Raw genomic sequence first — 12,635 nt, forward strand, 5'->3', positions numbered from 1 at the left:
TTCGCTATATGCTATAATACGACTGGGAAGGTGATTATATGATTGGTGAACGCATACGAAAATACCGCAAAGAACGTGGACTGTCACTATCAGAGCTTGCCGATCGGGCCGGAGTTGCCAAATCATATTTAAGCTCAATCGAACGGAACCTGCAGTCAAATCCTTCTGTTCAATTTCTTGAAAAAGTCTCTTCCGTCCTTGGGGTCTCAATGAATACACTTATTCTTGAAGACCAGTCAACTAACACGAAACAGGCAAACCTTGATCATGATTGGGCAAATCTGGTCAAAGAGGCAATGGATTCAGGTGTTACAAAGGATCAGTTCAGAGAGTTTCTTGAATTTAACCGCTGGAAAATGAACCAGGAAAAATAACAGCACCATGCAAAAGGTCTTCTTACCCCTTTTGTATGGTGCTGTTTTTACGTACGCTATCCTTTTCTGTCAAATTCGTATCCTGTTCCCATATTTTGCTGATAGGCTGACAGCGGTATTTTCTTTACAGCGTGAACAGCCTGTATCGCTTTATGGGAGGTAAGATCCTTTGAACAGACAGGACAAATCCACTGATATGATTTGCTGCTGCTGAAAGATGGCTGATAGCACTGACTGCAAAGTTTTTTATACATCGCTTTTCCCCTTTTCATCCAATCAGCAGCCGGATCCAGTGCAAATGAGCCAAAAGAACAGCAGAATACAGAAATGCAGCGGCAATTGAAAGGACTTTAATTATCGGTGATGACGGCACACGCCCCGTGAAAACAAACAAAAGCAGAAATAATGAAAATGACAGCTTACTACATGTAAATACCGCAGGATGTATCTCATACAGAATCCTCATAACAGGATTGGCTTCTGTAATCAGCTCATAATGCAGACCGGCAAGGGTCAATGCTGCGTCCATACCATTTAAAGCTGCTAACATCAAAAAGAGTGCCTTCAACACATTTCCGCCTTTATTCTTAATAAAGAACAAAAAGAGCAAACTTAATCCGTCTACTAAAAGTATATACCTCTTCAGCGAATAAAAACAGGTTCAAATTCCGCTATTTTTCTTTTTAAAGAACGTTTACCGCCGATTTCCTCCAATTTTCTTTAATAATCTTACTAAATTTAAACATTATAAAGAACAATCACTAGCATGCCGCATTCTTCATTAAAAACAAAAAAGCCTGTCTTTGCAGGCCCCCTCTTTCTCAATCTCCTCCGCCGCCACCGCCGCCGCAGTCTCCCCCGCCTGAATCCCCGCCGCCGAAGAATCCAGAATCAGAATGGCAGTCTCTGCCATTGTCTGAACTCGTATACGTATAACCAGAGGAGTCCCTGTGCCTGCTCCTTTTTTTGTTATCACCAGCGATCCCCATTACTGCCAAAATTCCGACAAATACAACCATTAAGAAAAATCCCATTTTAAATCCCCCTTTGAATAGCAGCATGTTTTTTGGAAAAAATAACTAACAAGGACGGTGAATATCATGAGGAAAACCATTTTGCTTTTGCTGCTTCTCCTTATATACGGTCTGCAGCCGGCTTTGGTTTCACAATCAGCAAATGTTTATGCGGAAAAGCATACAGACTGGAAAAACGTAGCGGTGAAAGAAACGAAAAAAAGATATCCGCTCTCACAAGTATTGTTTACCCAAAAAATTTGGGACAACACCAAGAAAAATCAGACGGTCAAACAATACAAGGTGACATTGCGCGAGGGAATGAAAGACATCGGGGTGTTTGTCACCATCTCTTACGATGCAAAAACAGAAAAAATCAAAAAGATACAGGTTCTGGAAGAAGCGGATTAAACCGGTGCAGAACACGAAAGAAGGTACCTCTCTCCAGGGTACCTTCTTTCATTGAAGCTATTTTCTTCTTTTTAAGAAAAACATAAATGCAAAGGGAAGGATACCGAACCACCTGCTTGCAAACGGCGACTTCTCGGTTTTTCGCATTGTTTTTATTGCCTTCCGCTCTTCTTTTGGAGTATCCATATATCTGACCAGCTGCTGAGTCATATATTTCACATAATCATTCGTAGACACTGCAAACACACCTCATACGCACTTTTTAGCTAGTATGCCGCGTTTCCAGCTCTTTTATACGTTCAATCAGTTCATCTGCCAGCTGTTCTATGGTTTTTCCCTCTGTTTTGATTTTTATCGTACAGTCCTCATATGCATTTACGCGTGACTCATAGAGCGATGAAAGCTCTTCTTTTGAAGCTTTTGAAGCTAGCGGCCGGTTTTCATCCTGCTGCACACGTTCAAAAATGACATCAAGATCGGTTTGAAGGAAAATCACAATGCCGCTCTCTTTCATTTTTTCCCTGTTCACTTTGCGCACAGGCAGTCCGCCGCCTGTCGTTATCACAGCATTTTCGGAAGGCGCACCCTCAATCATCTGTGTTTCTAGTGAACGGAACACCTCTTCCCCGTCTTCTTTAAAGATGTCTTTGATCTGCTTTCCTGCTGCGTGTTCAATCATTTGATCAGTATCTAATACAGGGCATCCGAGTTTTTCGGCAAGAACCTTGCCTACAGTCGTTTTTCCGGTCCCCATAAATCCCGTGATAAAAATTGGCTTCACTGCTGTTCACTCCGCTTGTTTTTCAACTACCTTACCACAGAATCAGGATGCAGGGAACTGCTCTGCAGGTAAATCAGTAGACCGTCCAATCAGTCATTTCTCCGGAATTCAGATTGTACGTATATTTTGCTGATGAAAAATGGCCTGTATTAAGTTTTGCAGCAAGTGATACCAGCAGTTCGCCTTCACCTTTTTCAGCAGCCGTATAAGTGATGGAACCATCGTCCGTCTTTATTTCATAGTGGTTTACCCCTTCTTGATCAGCAATGGACTGCATCGAATGCTGAACACCGCAAAGGAGCAGATTCTCAAGAATCATTGAACGTTCTCTCTCGCTGTAAAACTTTTTTTCTGCTGTGAATACTGCTGTCTGGTGAAGGAGGATCAGCAAGATAAAGAATGCGATCATTGAAACAGACGGCAGGATAAATCCTTTTTCATTTCTCATCCAGACCGCTTCAATCCTAAAAAGCTTCTGAATGTGCACCTGTAGGTTTTGCCTGAAGTACTGACAACTGTGAGCAGGGCTCCCCCTTCGATTTGGGTGAATTGCATATCCTTCACATGTCTCAAGCAAATAATGTGGCCGGTGTTATTCACCTGTCTACGAATCATCGTTCCATACTTTTCAAATTCAATGCTTCTTCCCGTTTTCGAGGTAAATGAAAGCATTTGGTCCTGGACTTTGAAGCCGGTGCCTTCTCTGAATTCAATGGCTGCCTGCTGCTGAAAGATCTCCCATTCCAGCGGATTTATGTCCCGTTTATCTTCCGACACTCTGTATAGATGGGGAATAAGCAGAGCTGACGATGCTGTAATCACAGCGAATATACTGAAAGAAAACAGCATATTCAAGAACGTAAAACCGCTATGGTCTGAAAGAATAGAGGCATTCCGTTTCGAGCTTGCCTTTGTAGCTCCACTCAATGCATGCTTTTTCGAGCTCTCCCGAAGCACTCCAGCTGAAATCCTTTCCTTCTTCATTGTGTTCTCCTTCCTTATACGCGCGCTTTTCAATGATTGACTGCAATTCAGTGACTGCTTCATGTTTAAGGCGCGTTTTTTCCCGTTCCTGACTGATATACATAGAGGCAGGGATCAAAATCAGCGAAATCATAGACCAGATGCTAAAAGCCATAACCGTCTCAGCCAATGTAGTGCCGCTATCGTTCCTCAACGCCCATCCTCCCCATCCCCATGTAAAAAATCATGTTATATCGTTTTTTGCGGTATTGCATGACAATCGTGCCGCTGTCAGAGAGCCTCCCGTCAGGAGTAAACTGAACTCTCGCTTCCATCGTGGAAGGCGTTAGCAGGATATCCGAATCATACGAAACGGTATAGAGTCTCTTCGGGGATATCCCCCCTTCTGTACCTATATACCTGTGGTTAGCAGGGTCAAATAACAGGACGATCGTTTTTTTATTTGAAATGGCGTACTGCTGGGCATATAAAAGATCCTGTTCAAGAGTCTTGAAGAAAAGCTGAGCTGGCTTTTGACTTTGAAATGGCTGAAGGATGAAAACAGCCGTCCCCGTCATCACAGTAACGATGCTGATTACGATCACTGTTTCCATAAGCGTGAACCCTTTATTCGGCTGCAGGCGCCTCACCGACTTTTCCCTCCGAATCAATAGTAAGCGCCGTGCCATTAGGACATGAAGGTGCTTCTTCAAGGTACCCTGCCGTCACAAGGGCTTCGATCGTCGCAGTCTTTTTCGTTTCAATCTGATAGGCGGAGGCTTGGGCCTGAACCGTATTTTTCAGCCCTTCACACCCTTTGCTCTGGATGTTTGCGTGATGCTTTGTAATATTGGGAATGGTGATCAAAAGCAGGACGGATATGACAAGAAGGACAATAAGCATTTCAATCAGTGTAAATCCCTTTTCATTTTTAACCATAATCAGACTCCTTTCCCGTTATAAAGCTTCCATCATGTGATACATGGGCATAATCATTGACAGGTACATGATCAGCACTGTAATTCCCACGGTTATATAGGCTGCAGGCTGAATCATCAGCAGCCATTTCATTGTTTTGTCTTCAAGCCTTTCAATAACAAACTGGCTGTATGTATACAGCTCTCTTGCAAGCCTTCCATTTGCTTGTCCATGGCCGACGACCTGACTCATTTCCTTTTCGTAAAAACAGTTATGGCTTATGAGGGTTTCAAATCTCTCCCCCTTTTTTAAATGTTCAATAAACCATTTGGCCTCATCTCTGTAAAACGGAAGAAAATGCTGATGTTCAAAAACCTTGAGAGATTCATAAATCGATAAACCGCTTTTCAGGAGGTTGCTCAGCTGCAGGGCAAAATAGTAGCTGTTAATGAGGACAATGATTTTTTTCCATACCGGAATTTTCAGCATAAATCTCATTTTTCTCTGAGGTTTAAAGGCTCTCAGCCGGACCATGTAATAAACACCGCCAAGCATCAGCAGGACGAGGCTTCCAATCACCGCTGATTTTACTGCTTCAAACAGGAAAAACAGAAAATGTGTCAAAAAACTGGGTTCAAGGTTCATGGAATGGTAGATCTGCTGAAACTGAGGGGCAATGACAGATTGTGAGAGGTAAAAGAGAATGCCAATTGTGAAGAAGAGAAAAAGAGGATATTGCATAACCTTCTGCCATTTTTCGCGCTGCACGACTTTTCTGCTGAGCATATCTCCAGCTTCTTTGAAGGCGGCATCCAGATCCCCGTGCTTCTCGGCAAAATACAAATAGCTTAGAACTTCACGGTGAAAGGATAATTCTTCAAAAGCCGAACGGATCGACTGACCTGCAGAGAGCCTTCTCAGACAATGAGCCACATCCCCGCTTTTATCTGCGCGAAGATCAATAGAAGTAAATTTTAACGCTTCATTTAGTGTATAGCCCTTTTCTAAAAGATTGCTCATCCTCTTCAGAAATTGCGATTGATCCTTAAGGCTCCATCTTTTTTTAGTCTTCATAGGCATACATCCACTTATGAAGAGCATAAGACGGCAAGTACCCCAGGGCAATCCCCTTCTTTATCGCATCCTTTAAGGTGGCATAATCACATTCGACCTTTTCCCCGCGTGCTTCTTTTATGGCAAGTGTAAGGTTTTTCCCGTACAGCATTTCAAAGATTCCAAGTCTCCTGACGTTTCTCATTTTTTTACACTGCGGTGAGCATTCGCCCTCGCAAAATGGACATTTGACACCGACAAGCCTCTGAGCAACGACAGCTAGAAAGGTCTGCTCAATTTCAGACAGGCTTACATCAAATTCAAGCATTCTGTAAATCGCGCCTTTGGCATCTCTTGTATGCATCGTCGACAGAACCAAATGTCCTGTGAGCGCTGCCCTGATTGCAATTTGTGCAGTTTCCCGGTCTCTGATCTCACCGACCATTATGATATCCGGGTCGTGCCTGAGTATGGCCTTCAGCCCGACCGCATACGTGATCCCCGCTTTTTCATTAACCTGTACCTGCAGAACCTCGGAGCTTTTCGTTTCAACCGGATCCTCAAGCGTTATAATGCTGCGGTTAAAATGTTTTTTGGCATAATGAATGAGAGAATAGAGAGTCGTTGTTTTTCCGGAACCGGTTGGACCCGTAAAAACCATTAAACCGTGGGAATGGTTTAGAAAAGAGAGAAGTTTTTGTGCGGACTGCGGAAAAAGCGACAGCTTGGTGACGGAAGGGATGCAATCATTCGGGAGAATTCTGATCACTAGACTTTCTTCAAATACGGTAGGAAGAGTGGACATGCGAAGCTGAACATTGATTGCCTCATTTGACAGAGCAAGTGAACCGTTCTGCGGCCTCCTCCTCTCGCCAATATCCATAGAAGCAAGAAATTTAAAATGGGCGATAATCCTGCCACAGACTTCTTTGCGGATAATCCTTTTTTCAATGAGATCATCATCAATTCTGTATTGAATAACCGCGTCTGTTTCCCTGGGAACAAAATGAATATCAGAAGCGTTAAGCTCACAAGCTTCTTCAACAATTCTTTCACTGAGCAATTCGATGGAATTCATGATTTCCTCCTTTCTGTGCGGCTACTGAAAGACTACCTCATTTAGAGAGAAAGCGCACATACCGAAAAGTAAATTTTTGGGACAAATCAAGAGTTCTATAAGGGCGAAAACCTCATTTTCCCCTTGAAGAAAAACAAAAAATAGAGCGGCAATGAATAATTTTACCAGTTCTGCCCATACTGTATAAAGTCTTTAATGGGCTATAGCCAAGCGGTAAGGCAACGGACTTTGACTCCGTCATGCGCTGGTTCGAATCCAGCTAGCCCAGTACGAAAAGCGGAGCCTTCCGTTTAGCTCCGGGAGTCAGATAAGAAATCACCCAAAAAGGCCGGTTTTGCCTTTTTGGGTGATTTTGTTCTGGCAGAGAAGTTGGAAGGCGCAGCTGGACACCACGAAAAGCGGAATCGCTCGTTTAGCTCCGGAAGCCAGATAAGAATCCGGCGGAAAAGTCCGGTTTGACTTTTTCGGTGATTTTGTTCTGACGGAAGGGCTAGGAGGCGGAGCTGGACACCACGAAAAGCGGAATCGCCCGGTTAGCTCCGGGAGTCAGATAAGGAAACGCCGAAACGGCTGTTCAACCTTTGCACAGGCCCCTTAACACAAAAAAACCTGCGGATAAACTTATCCGCAGGTTTTTTAAGCGTTTCTTTTCGCATAATAAATATATGGCTTCCTCTTAGATTTGAGCAATGACGGTTTTAGATAGTAAACCCTGTACCCGCTGTTCAGGATTTCATATTCTATATATTTCAGCTTGTTCTTTTTAGCAAACTCTTTGGAAGCTTTTTCAATGCTTGACTCATCTGTAATAAAATTCGGGCTGGAGTAGTCTGTTGCTACATTCCGGTTGCCAATGCCTTCTAAGAAAAATTGAATTTCTGTCATCATCATTCCACCCTTTTCGTTCTTTATAATGAACCATCTGTATTCACTATACAAAGAAAAGGCTGAAATGAAAATCTTCAAATTCGGGCAAATTTTTAAGTTATCCCATCATTACTAGGTATTTCTGCATAATTCTCATGAATTCTTATTATTTTGTTCCCTATAAAGAACGGGAGAGCTTTTTATGAAACGGATTTTTGTACTTCTTTCTTTTTAGAAAGCTTTGTCAGGGCTTGAGGATTATAGCCGACGACCAGTTTTTTTCCGTCTGTGATAATAGGCCTTCTAAGTAGTTTGGGCTCGTCGATGATCAGTTTTATCACATCTGAAAGCGGCAGTTCATCTATATCCAGGTTCAGTTCCTTGTATGTCTGGCTGCGGGTCGCCAGAATCTCATCCATACCGTCTGTTGTAAGCTGAAGGATTTTTTGAAGTTCTGAATAAGTAGGAGTTTCGCGAAACAAATGTTTTTCATTGAAATCAACGTTATGTGCCTTAAGCCAATGCTTTGTCTTTCTGCATGATGTACAGCTCGGATAACTATAAAAAACCAATTCGTTCATTGTCTTCATCTCCCATTTTATATTGTTTTTTTATGATCAATTTTGTTTAGACGGCAGCTGTTCAACTTGTATAAACCAATTGTACAGCAATTGTTTAACTTTTGTACAGCAATAAGCCTCGAGTTCAACAAACTTTTTTTTAGGTTTGTTTACACTTTGTGACATAATTGGTACTTCTAGAATGTAAACGCTATTTACAAGGACGTTGGACGTACTTTATAATAAAAAAAGTGATGGACTTAGGGACTTAAACAAAGGAGGGATTGACATATGGATCGCATGTTCCGAGTATTAGGCTTCTGGACTGGCATCTTCGCTGTCATGTTTTACCTGGGAGATATGAAAACGACTTCATTATTATTCTTCGGTCAGACGGGATTTTTCGTGTTTTTATTTTATCTTAAACTTTCTGAGCGCATGTACATTTACGTGTTCGGCGCATATTTAACGATTTTCTTCGTGGGCTTTACATATTGGACTACATTTATGATGGTTCCTGGGCAAGGCGGTCACTAAGATCAAACCCCAACAAACTTATCAAAACAAAAATGGTGACCTGCAAAATGCAGGTCACCATTTTTTATAAATGTCATCAGTCAGGCGCTCAATACCTTTGCCATGCAGAAACACATGAAACGCAGAACTGATGCCGCCTGGCATGATCAGGTCTCTTACAGCTCTGTTTTGTTTGGCAGACGGGCTGAAAAGATCCCTGTGAGAATGCTCATGGAGAAATGAAAGAATTCCCGCATTCATCAGAAACTGATCCTGCCTTTCTTTCACGAGCAGGTTCCACCCAAGCTCTTCCGCTTTTTTCTCATACGCATCAAAATGGATATGTGTTGTTATATCCATTTCAAACGGGTGCAGAAGCGGCGGCATCATTTGATGTCTGAAATATCCCCTCATGCTCCCCTGCTTTCTTGCAGGAGTGTGCCACTCTGCGTTTGTGTAGCCATAGTCCACCATTGCGATGACAGCAGCCTCACAAGCATGATCCAGCATCCGCATATAGCTGAGCATAGCCAGCGGCACTTCAAAGCGCTGGCCTTCTGAGAGCTCAATATTCTGCCACAGCAGGAAGGAAGCAATCTCTTCATTCTTGAGAGGCTCGAATTCTTCAACTAGCGCGCCATTTTTATATGCTACTTTCACTTCAAACAGCTGTGAATCTATTTTGGCAACTACATGTACAGGGAAGGCATCAAACAGTTCATTTGAGAAGATGATCCCTCTGAAATTTTCCGGAAGCTGCTCCTGAACAGAAACGGCAAGATCTGCGCATCTTTCCATTTGAAGGTTTCTGTGAAATCCGCTTCCTTCAACAGAAATAACCGTTAAAGCCTCATAAGTACGAGGTGAACAATTTTTCCATTCCAAAAGAAGTGCTTCCAGAAATCTGCCTGTGCCCCCGCCGATTTCACAAAACGCCGGTTCAGCGAGGTCTTTTTCAACCATCCTGGAAAAAAAGGCTGCAAACACTTTCGCATAAACATCCGAAACATTGCTCGAGGTGTAAAAGTCTCCGCCTTTTCCTATCTTTTGCCGGGTACTTGAATAATAGCCGTGCTCAGGATGATAGAGGACAAGGTTCATATACTCCGCATAGGAAATAGAGCCCCCCTGCCGGTCAATCAGATCGAAGACAAGCTGTTTCATGGCAGTTCCTAAAAACCGTTTAAAAATGGATTGCTGTCCATTTCGGCTCCTATCGTTGTATCCTGTCCATGCCCAGGCAGCACGACCGTGTCTTCAGGAAGGTTCAGCAGTTTGTCATGGATGCTTTTGATCAGCTGGCGATGATTGCCTTCAGGAAGATCCGTCCGGCCAATGCTGCCCGCAAACAGAGCATCTCCGGAGACGACAAATCCGCTTTCCTCAAAGAAAAAGGAAATGCTTCCCGGTGAGTGGCCCGGCGTTTCCAGCACTTTGCAGGAAAAAGACCCTGCATTCAGAATGGTTTCCTCATCAATTAGATAGTCGGCATCTTCAGCTGCAATGGACTGTCCAAGAAAAGCGTTTGACCCGTTCTTAGCGGGATTTCCAAGCCACTTTTTTTCAAGTCTGTGTATGTAGACAGGAATTTTGTATTCATTGCGCACGTCGTCAACAGCGCCGATATGATCAAAATGGGCGTGTGTCAGAAGCACTGCCATTGGCTTCAGGCCGCGTTTTTGCAGGTGCTGAATCAATTTATTTCCTTCGCTCCCCGGATCAATGACCAGGCATTCTTTTTCGCGGTTAGAGATGATGTAGCAATTTGTTTGGAGAGGACCTAGAGGAAGCTGCTCCCAGTTCATATAAACACCCCGTTGCATGCATTTTCTTTCTATTCTACACTAAAAAGGGAAACAACTAAAAGAAAGAGGGCTGAAAAAGGGTGAAAAGATTATGGGGAATCGAATGGACCAGTGGTGCCTCTGCTGAAGCTATTCAGGAATATGACTGGATAGACAGAGCGGATATGATCACGGTAACAAACTGCAGCCGTCTTGTCTCAAAGCTGAAAGAAGAAAAGCATACTCTGATAGAAGATGTGCATGAGCTGCTGCAGACAGATCTGAGTGTGCTGTACGGTACATTTACTGACTATGGCTTTACAAGTGAAGCCGGCCGCCATTATTTCCTTTCAGAGATGATCCTTTCGTTCAGACTCACAAGCGGCGATCCTCTCCAGAAACAAATGTGCAGACTTCAGACAGAGGAGCATTTGATTGCAGAGAATGACAGCGTTTTATTCACTGATGCAGACAATTTCGAGCTCATGAAAAAAATGGCTGATTCATATGGGGTCTGTATAGAATTCGGGCCTCGACAAACAGAATGAAAACGTTTAAACTATTAAAAGGAATATTTTGCTTTTCTTCATGATTTTATGAAACGACTTACATACGTCAGGGGGCTACAAATATGGGGTTAGTTATTATTTTTGCTCTAGTTACATTGCTGTCTGTGCTAGGATTGCTGCGCTCGTTTAAAGACAAAAATGTAATGGGCATTGTTTTCGCCGGCGGAACACTTGCTGTTTTCGGATGGTTTACGGTAATGACCATTCTTCACCATGGATTTCCGACTGCTCACTAACAGGCAGCAAAAAACGGCCATACGGAGTGCACATGCACTCTGTGTGGCCGTTTTTGTTTTTTACTACTGATGGGCATTTACACTTTTAAGCTTGCTTTCCATTGTAGACTTTTTGTCTCTCCGGTCATCGATTCGGATATTGGTGGCCACTCTTTGAATCCCTTTCTCAAAAGGAGACTCGTGAATCGCCTGAATGACTTCAAATAAATCCGGCAGCTCTCCTTCGATAAGCGTATTCATCGGGGTAAGCTGAAATTTAATCTTGCCTTCCGCTTCATATCCTTTGAGGATTTTTTGAACTGCTGCTACATACTGGCTTACACTTGCCGTTTCGGTGCCTATTGGTATGACGGTTACATCTGCTATGGCCATATTCGTTCCTGCCTTCTTTTTTTCATTTAACGATACTCTTAATTTCACCATCTTTCAAGTGAATGAGCTTTTCCCGGTATGACCCGTACAGGGCATATTCCCCATCAGGTGAAAGACTGATCGGGCTGTTGTCGACATTCTCAATGATTGTACTCATTGTTTCTTTTTCCGGGTCAACAGCAGTCAAATCGAACTTCCCTTCCGTATCTCCCGGAATAAAAGTATAGAAAACACCTTCTGCCGTGTCATATTCAGGAATAAGCCACTCGGAGTATAAAGGAGTTAATGGAACGTCAAATGAATAGAGAAGTTCCCCGTTTTTGAAAAACAAATACGTGCCGGTTGATTCCTCTTCATTCTCTACTTTTATTGAGAATGTGTATTCTCCAAAATGCGCATGTGAGATAATGTGTTCTTCAAGAATCCGTTCTTCCTTTGTCTGCAGAGAATAAGCTGCAAGCGGAGCTGTGAGCTGCGGTTCTGCTTCATTCCATTTTAGATAAGTGATTTCATCATCAGTGAGCCACTGAATAAATGGAAGCTCGACCGGGTTTTTCTCAAGCGAATAATCACTCATTGAAAGGAGAAAGGTTTCAAAAGACCAGTTTTCATCAAAAGCTGTGATGAAAAGCTTTTCTCCTGAAGGACTCCATGAAAAATTCAGTTCAGTTGACGGGAATGACCGCTCTGTCCTGATATTTCCTGATTGATCAAGGACCGTGATGCTTGCCTCATAGCTAGTGGGGCTGGAGTGGACGGCGAGCAAGCCCGATTCCCGGTTGATTGACAATTGAACGATGGATGCCTCTGTTTCAAAGAACGGCTTTCTTTCTCCTGTGAACAAATTATATTGGTAGACGACGGACCCGCCGGCATTTTCGCTTAAATAATAAATGCTGCTCTCATCTGTCCAGTCTTCAGCCGAAAAGAATTCTGAGTCCGAAAGCGGGACAAGATCTTTTTCTGCTGCCTTGTCTGCAGACATGTCTTTCTCATTCGTTTGCTCTGATTTAACTGCCTTTTCGTCCGGGACATCCCGAGATTGATGAGGCTCCTGCGAGCAGCCGGCAGCAATTATGACAATAAATAGTAAAGCGGTAAATCGTCTGGCTCTCATCATCTCGTCTCCCCTCTTCTTAT

23 protein-coding genes and 1 tRNA gene are annotated in these 12,635 nt (G+C 43.1%); 6 read left to right on the plus strand and 18 right to left on the minus strand.

Features of this window, described 5'->3' with window-relative positions; all coding sequences use genetic code 11:
- Positions 1-38 precede the first annotated feature (38 nt).
- The gene (locus JOJ89_RS14270; RefSeq protein WP_203288057.1) at positions 39-374 is read left to right on the plus strand and encodes a helix-turn-helix domain-containing protein; all 336 of its coding nucleotides are present in this window, start codon (positions 39-41) and stop codon (positions 372-374) included.
- A 56-nt stretch (positions 375-430) separates the two neighbouring features.
- On the opposite strand, the gene JOJ89_RS14275 is transcribed toward JOJ89_RS14270, so the two are convergent.
- From JOJ89_RS14275 to JOJ89_RS14285, 3 genes are all read right to left on the minus strand, one after another.
- Positions 431-628, minus strand: a complete 198-nt coding sequence (locus JOJ89_RS14275; protein WP_029279727.1) for a hypothetical protein — start codon at positions 626-628, stop codon at positions 431-433.
- Between the two features lie 14 nt (positions 629-642).
- On the minus strand, positions 643-924 hold the full coding sequence (locus JOJ89_RS14280; RefSeq protein WP_235728219.1) for a DUF5658 family protein: 282 nt from the start codon (positions 922-924) through the stop codon (positions 643-645).
- Positions 925-1,195: 271 nt separating this feature from the next.
- The gene (locus JOJ89_RS14285) at positions 1,196-1,408 is read right to left on the minus strand and encodes a hypothetical protein (RefSeq protein WP_029279723.1); all 213 of its coding nucleotides are present in this window, start codon (positions 1,406-1,408) and stop codon (positions 1,196-1,198) included.
- Positions 1,409-1,474: 66 nt separating this feature from the next.
- On the opposite strand from JOJ89_RS14285, the gene JOJ89_RS14290 reads away from it, so the two are divergent.
- Complete coding sequence (locus JOJ89_RS14290) at positions 1,475-1,798, plus strand: DUF3889 domain-containing protein (RefSeq protein WP_029279721.1); 324 nt, start codon at positions 1,475-1,477, stop codon at positions 1,796-1,798.
- Between the two features lie 57 nt (positions 1,799-1,855).
- Here JOJ89_RS14290 and JOJ89_RS14295 read toward each other — a convergent pair whose 3' ends face one another.
- The 9 genes from JOJ89_RS14295 to comGA all read right to left on the minus strand — a co-directional run bounded on the left by JOJ89_RS14295 (position 1,856) and on the right by comGA (position 6,591).
- On the minus strand, positions 1,856-2,035 hold the full coding sequence (locus tag JOJ89_RS14295; RefSeq protein WP_029279719.1) for a YqzE family protein: 180 nt from the start codon (positions 2,033-2,035) through the stop codon (positions 1,856-1,858).
- Positions 2,036-2,060: 25 nt separating this feature from the next.
- Complete coding sequence (locus JOJ89_RS14300) at positions 2,061-2,579, minus strand: shikimate kinase (RefSeq protein WP_203288059.1); 519 nt, start codon at positions 2,577-2,579, stop codon at positions 2,061-2,063.
- Between the two features lie 73 nt (positions 2,580-2,652).
- Positions 2,653-3,027, minus strand: a complete 375-nt coding sequence (gene comGG, locus JOJ89_RS14305) for a competence type IV pilus minor pilin ComGG (RefSeq protein ID WP_029279716.1) — start codon at positions 3,025-3,027, stop codon at positions 2,653-2,655.
- Entirely contained in the window at positions 3,024-3,563 is a 540-nt protein-coding gene (gene comGF, locus JOJ89_RS14310) for a competence type IV pilus minor pilin ComGF (RefSeq protein ID WP_267881654.1), read from the minus strand. The genes comGG and comGF overlap by 4 nt, the downstream gene beginning before the upstream one ends.
- A complete protein-coding gene (locus JOJ89_RS14315; RefSeq protein ID WP_203288061.1) occupies positions 3,448-3,756 on the minus strand; it encodes a hypothetical protein in 309 nt (102 codons plus the stop codon). The genes comGF and JOJ89_RS14315 overlap by 116 nt, the downstream gene beginning before the upstream one ends.
- On the minus strand, positions 3,743-4,192 hold the full coding sequence (gene comGD / locus JOJ89_RS14320) for a competence type IV pilus minor pilin ComGD (RefSeq protein WP_029279711.1): 450 nt from the start codon (positions 4,190-4,192) through the stop codon (positions 3,743-3,745). The genes JOJ89_RS14315 and comGD overlap by 14 nt, the downstream gene beginning before the upstream one ends.
- Positions 4,170-4,481 (minus strand): competence type IV pilus major pilin ComGC, encoded by a 312-nt coding sequence (gene comGC / locus JOJ89_RS14325; protein WP_203288063.1) that lies wholly within the window; start codon positions 4,479-4,481, stop codon positions 4,170-4,172. Before comGC ends, comGD begins: the two co-directional genes overlap by 23 nt.
- 18 nt (positions 4,482-4,499) lie before the next feature.
- Positions 4,500-5,534 (minus strand): competence type IV pilus assembly protein ComGB, encoded by a 1,035-nt coding sequence (gene comGB, locus JOJ89_RS14330; RefSeq protein WP_203288065.1) that lies wholly within the window; start codon positions 5,532-5,534, stop codon positions 4,500-4,502.
- Positions 5,524-6,591, minus strand: a complete 1,068-nt coding sequence (comGA, locus tag JOJ89_RS14335; protein ID WP_029279705.1) for a competence type IV pilus ATPase ComGA — start codon at positions 6,589-6,591, stop codon at positions 5,524-5,526. Before comGA ends, comGB begins: the two co-directional genes overlap by 11 nt.
- Before the next feature lie 196 nt (positions 6,592-6,787).
- Between comGA and JOJ89_RS14340 the strand changes: the two genes are divergently transcribed.
- A tRNA-Gln gene (locus JOJ89_RS14340) sits at positions 6,788-6,859 on the plus strand.
- Between the two features lie 368 nt (positions 6,860-7,227).
- Here JOJ89_RS14340 and JOJ89_RS14345 read toward each other — a convergent pair.
- Positions 7,228-7,482 (minus strand): hypothetical protein, encoded by a 255-nt coding sequence (locus JOJ89_RS14345; protein WP_203288067.1) that lies wholly within the window; start codon positions 7,480-7,482, stop codon positions 7,228-7,230.
- A 176-nt stretch (positions 7,483-7,658) separates the two neighbouring features.
- The gene (locus JOJ89_RS14350; RefSeq protein ID WP_035207135.1) at positions 7,659-8,039 is read right to left on the minus strand and encodes a Spx/MgsR family RNA polymerase-binding regulatory protein; all 381 of its coding nucleotides are present in this window, start codon (positions 8,037-8,039) and stop codon (positions 7,659-7,661) included.
- Positions 8,040-8,309: 270 nt separating this feature from the next.
- On the opposite strand from JOJ89_RS14350, the gene JOJ89_RS14355 reads away from it, so the two are divergent.
- A complete protein-coding gene (locus tag JOJ89_RS14355; protein ID WP_203288069.1) occupies positions 8,310-8,555 on the plus strand; it encodes a DUF2626 domain-containing protein in 246 nt (81 codons plus the stop codon).
- 54 nt (positions 8,556-8,609) lie between these two features.
- Here the strand turns inward: JOJ89_RS14355 and JOJ89_RS14360 are convergent, their stop codons facing one another.
- A complete protein-coding gene (locus JOJ89_RS14360) occupies positions 8,610-9,698 on the minus strand; it encodes a class I SAM-dependent methyltransferase (protein ID WP_203288082.1) in 1,089 nt (362 codons plus the stop codon).
- Positions 9,699-9,706: 8 nt separating this feature from the next.
- Positions 9,707-10,339, minus strand: coding sequence for an MBL fold metallo-hydrolase (locus JOJ89_RS14365; protein ID WP_203288084.1), 633 nt, complete (start codon positions 10,337-10,339; stop codon positions 9,707-9,709).
- Positions 10,340-10,419: 80 nt separating this feature from the next.
- Between JOJ89_RS14365 and JOJ89_RS14370 the strand changes: the two genes are divergently transcribed.
- Together JOJ89_RS14370 and JOJ89_RS14375 are read left to right on the plus strand one after the other, a co-directional pair.
- Positions 10,420-10,866, plus strand: coding sequence for a hypothetical protein (locus tag JOJ89_RS14370; protein ID WP_203288086.1), 447 nt, complete (start codon positions 10,420-10,422; stop codon positions 10,864-10,866).
- A gap of 83 nt (positions 10,867-10,949) precedes the next feature.
- Positions 10,950-11,123, plus strand: coding sequence for a DUF2759 domain-containing protein (locus JOJ89_RS14375; protein ID WP_029279690.1), 174 nt, complete (start codon positions 10,950-10,952; stop codon positions 11,121-11,123).
- A gap of 63 nt (positions 11,124-11,186) precedes the next feature.
- Here the strand turns inward: JOJ89_RS14375 and JOJ89_RS14380 are convergent, their stop codons facing one another.
- Together JOJ89_RS14380 and JOJ89_RS14385 are read right to left on the minus strand one after the other, a co-directional pair.
- Entirely contained in the window at positions 11,187-11,495 is a 309-nt protein-coding gene (locus JOJ89_RS14380; RefSeq protein WP_029279688.1) for an MTH1187 family thiamine-binding protein, read from the minus strand.
- Positions 11,496-11,517: 22 nt separating this feature from the next.
- Complete coding sequence (locus JOJ89_RS14385) at positions 11,518-12,615, minus strand: YqgU-like beta propeller domain-containing protein (protein ID WP_203288089.1); 1,098 nt, start codon at positions 12,613-12,615, stop codon at positions 11,518-11,520.
- Between the last annotated feature and the right edge of the window lie 20 nt (positions 12,616-12,635).

The sequence above is a fragment of the Metabacillus sp. cB07 genome, from assembly GCF_016839225.1.
Lineage (GTDB): Bacteria > Bacillota > Bacilli > Bacillales > Bacillaceae > Bacillus_P > Bacillus_P indicus.

Excerpts from the sequence above, each read along its gene's own strand:
- JOJ89_RS14290 (WP_029279721.1), top strand. The coding sequence starts at position 1,475 with ATGAGGAAAACCATTTTGCTTTTGCTGCTTCTCCTTATATACGGTCTG.
- JOJ89_RS14365 (WP_203288084.1), bottom strand. The coding sequence starts at position 10,339 with ATGAACTGGGAGCAGCTTCCTCTAGGTCCTCTCCAAACAAATTGCTAC.
- JOJ89_RS14350 (WP_035207135.1), bottom strand. The coding sequence starts at position 8,039 with ATGAACGAATTGGTTTTTTATAGTTATCCGAGCTGTACATCATGCAGA.
- comGC (WP_203288063.1), bottom strand. The coding sequence starts at position 4,481 with ATGGTTAAAAATGAAAAGGGATTTACACTGATTGAAATGCTTATTGTC.
- JOJ89_RS14285 (WP_029279723.1), bottom strand. The coding sequence starts at position 1,408 with ATGGGATTTTTCTTAATGGTTGTATTTGTCGGAATTTTGGCAGTAATG.
- JOJ89_RS14360 (WP_203288082.1), bottom strand. The coding sequence starts at position 9,698 with ATGAAACAGCTTGTCTTCGATCTGATTGACCGGCAGGGGGGCTCTATT.
- comGA (WP_029279705.1), bottom strand. The coding sequence starts at position 6,591 with ATGAATTCCATCGAATTGCTCAGTGAAAGAATTGTTGAAGAAGCTTGT.
- JOJ89_RS14375 (WP_029279690.1), top strand. The coding sequence starts at position 10,950 with ATGGGGTTAGTTATTATTTTTGCTCTAGTTACATTGCTGTCTGTGCTA.
- JOJ89_RS14345 (WP_203288067.1), bottom strand. The coding sequence starts at position 7,482 with ATGATGATGACAGAAATTCAATTTTTCTTAGAAGGCATTGGCAACCGG.
- comGB (WP_203288065.1), bottom strand. The coding sequence starts at position 5,534 with ATGAAGACTAAAAAAAGATGGAGCCTTAAGGATCAATCGCAATTTCTG.
- JOJ89_RS14275 (WP_029279727.1), bottom strand. The coding sequence starts at position 628 with ATGTATAAAAAACTTTGCAGTCAGTGCTATCAGCCATCTTTCAGCAGC.
- JOJ89_RS14385 (WP_203288089.1), bottom strand. The coding sequence starts at position 12,615 with ATGATGAGAGCCAGACGATTTACCGCTTTACTATTTATTGTCATAATT.
- JOJ89_RS14270 (WP_203288057.1), top strand. The coding sequence starts at position 39 with ATGATTGGTGAACGCATACGAAAATACCGCAAAGAACGTGGACTGTCA.
- JOJ89_RS14355 (WP_203288069.1), top strand. The coding sequence starts at position 8,310 with ATGGATCGCATGTTCCGAGTATTAGGCTTCTGGACTGGCATCTTCGCT.
- JOJ89_RS14280 (WP_235728219.1), bottom strand. The coding sequence starts at position 924 with ATGTTAGCAGCTTTAAATGGTATGGACGCAGCATTGACCCTTGCCGGT.
- JOJ89_RS14380 (WP_029279688.1), bottom strand. The coding sequence starts at position 11,495 with ATGGCCATAGCAGATGTAACCGTCATACCAATAGGCACCGAAACGGCA.
- comGF (WP_267881654.1), bottom strand. The coding sequence starts at position 3,563 with ATGAAGAAGGAAAGGATTTCAGCTGGAGTGCTTCGGGAGAGCTCGAAA.
- comGG (WP_029279716.1), bottom strand. The coding sequence starts at position 3,027 with ATGAGAAATGAAAAAGGATTTATCCTGCCGTCTGTTTCAATGATCGCA.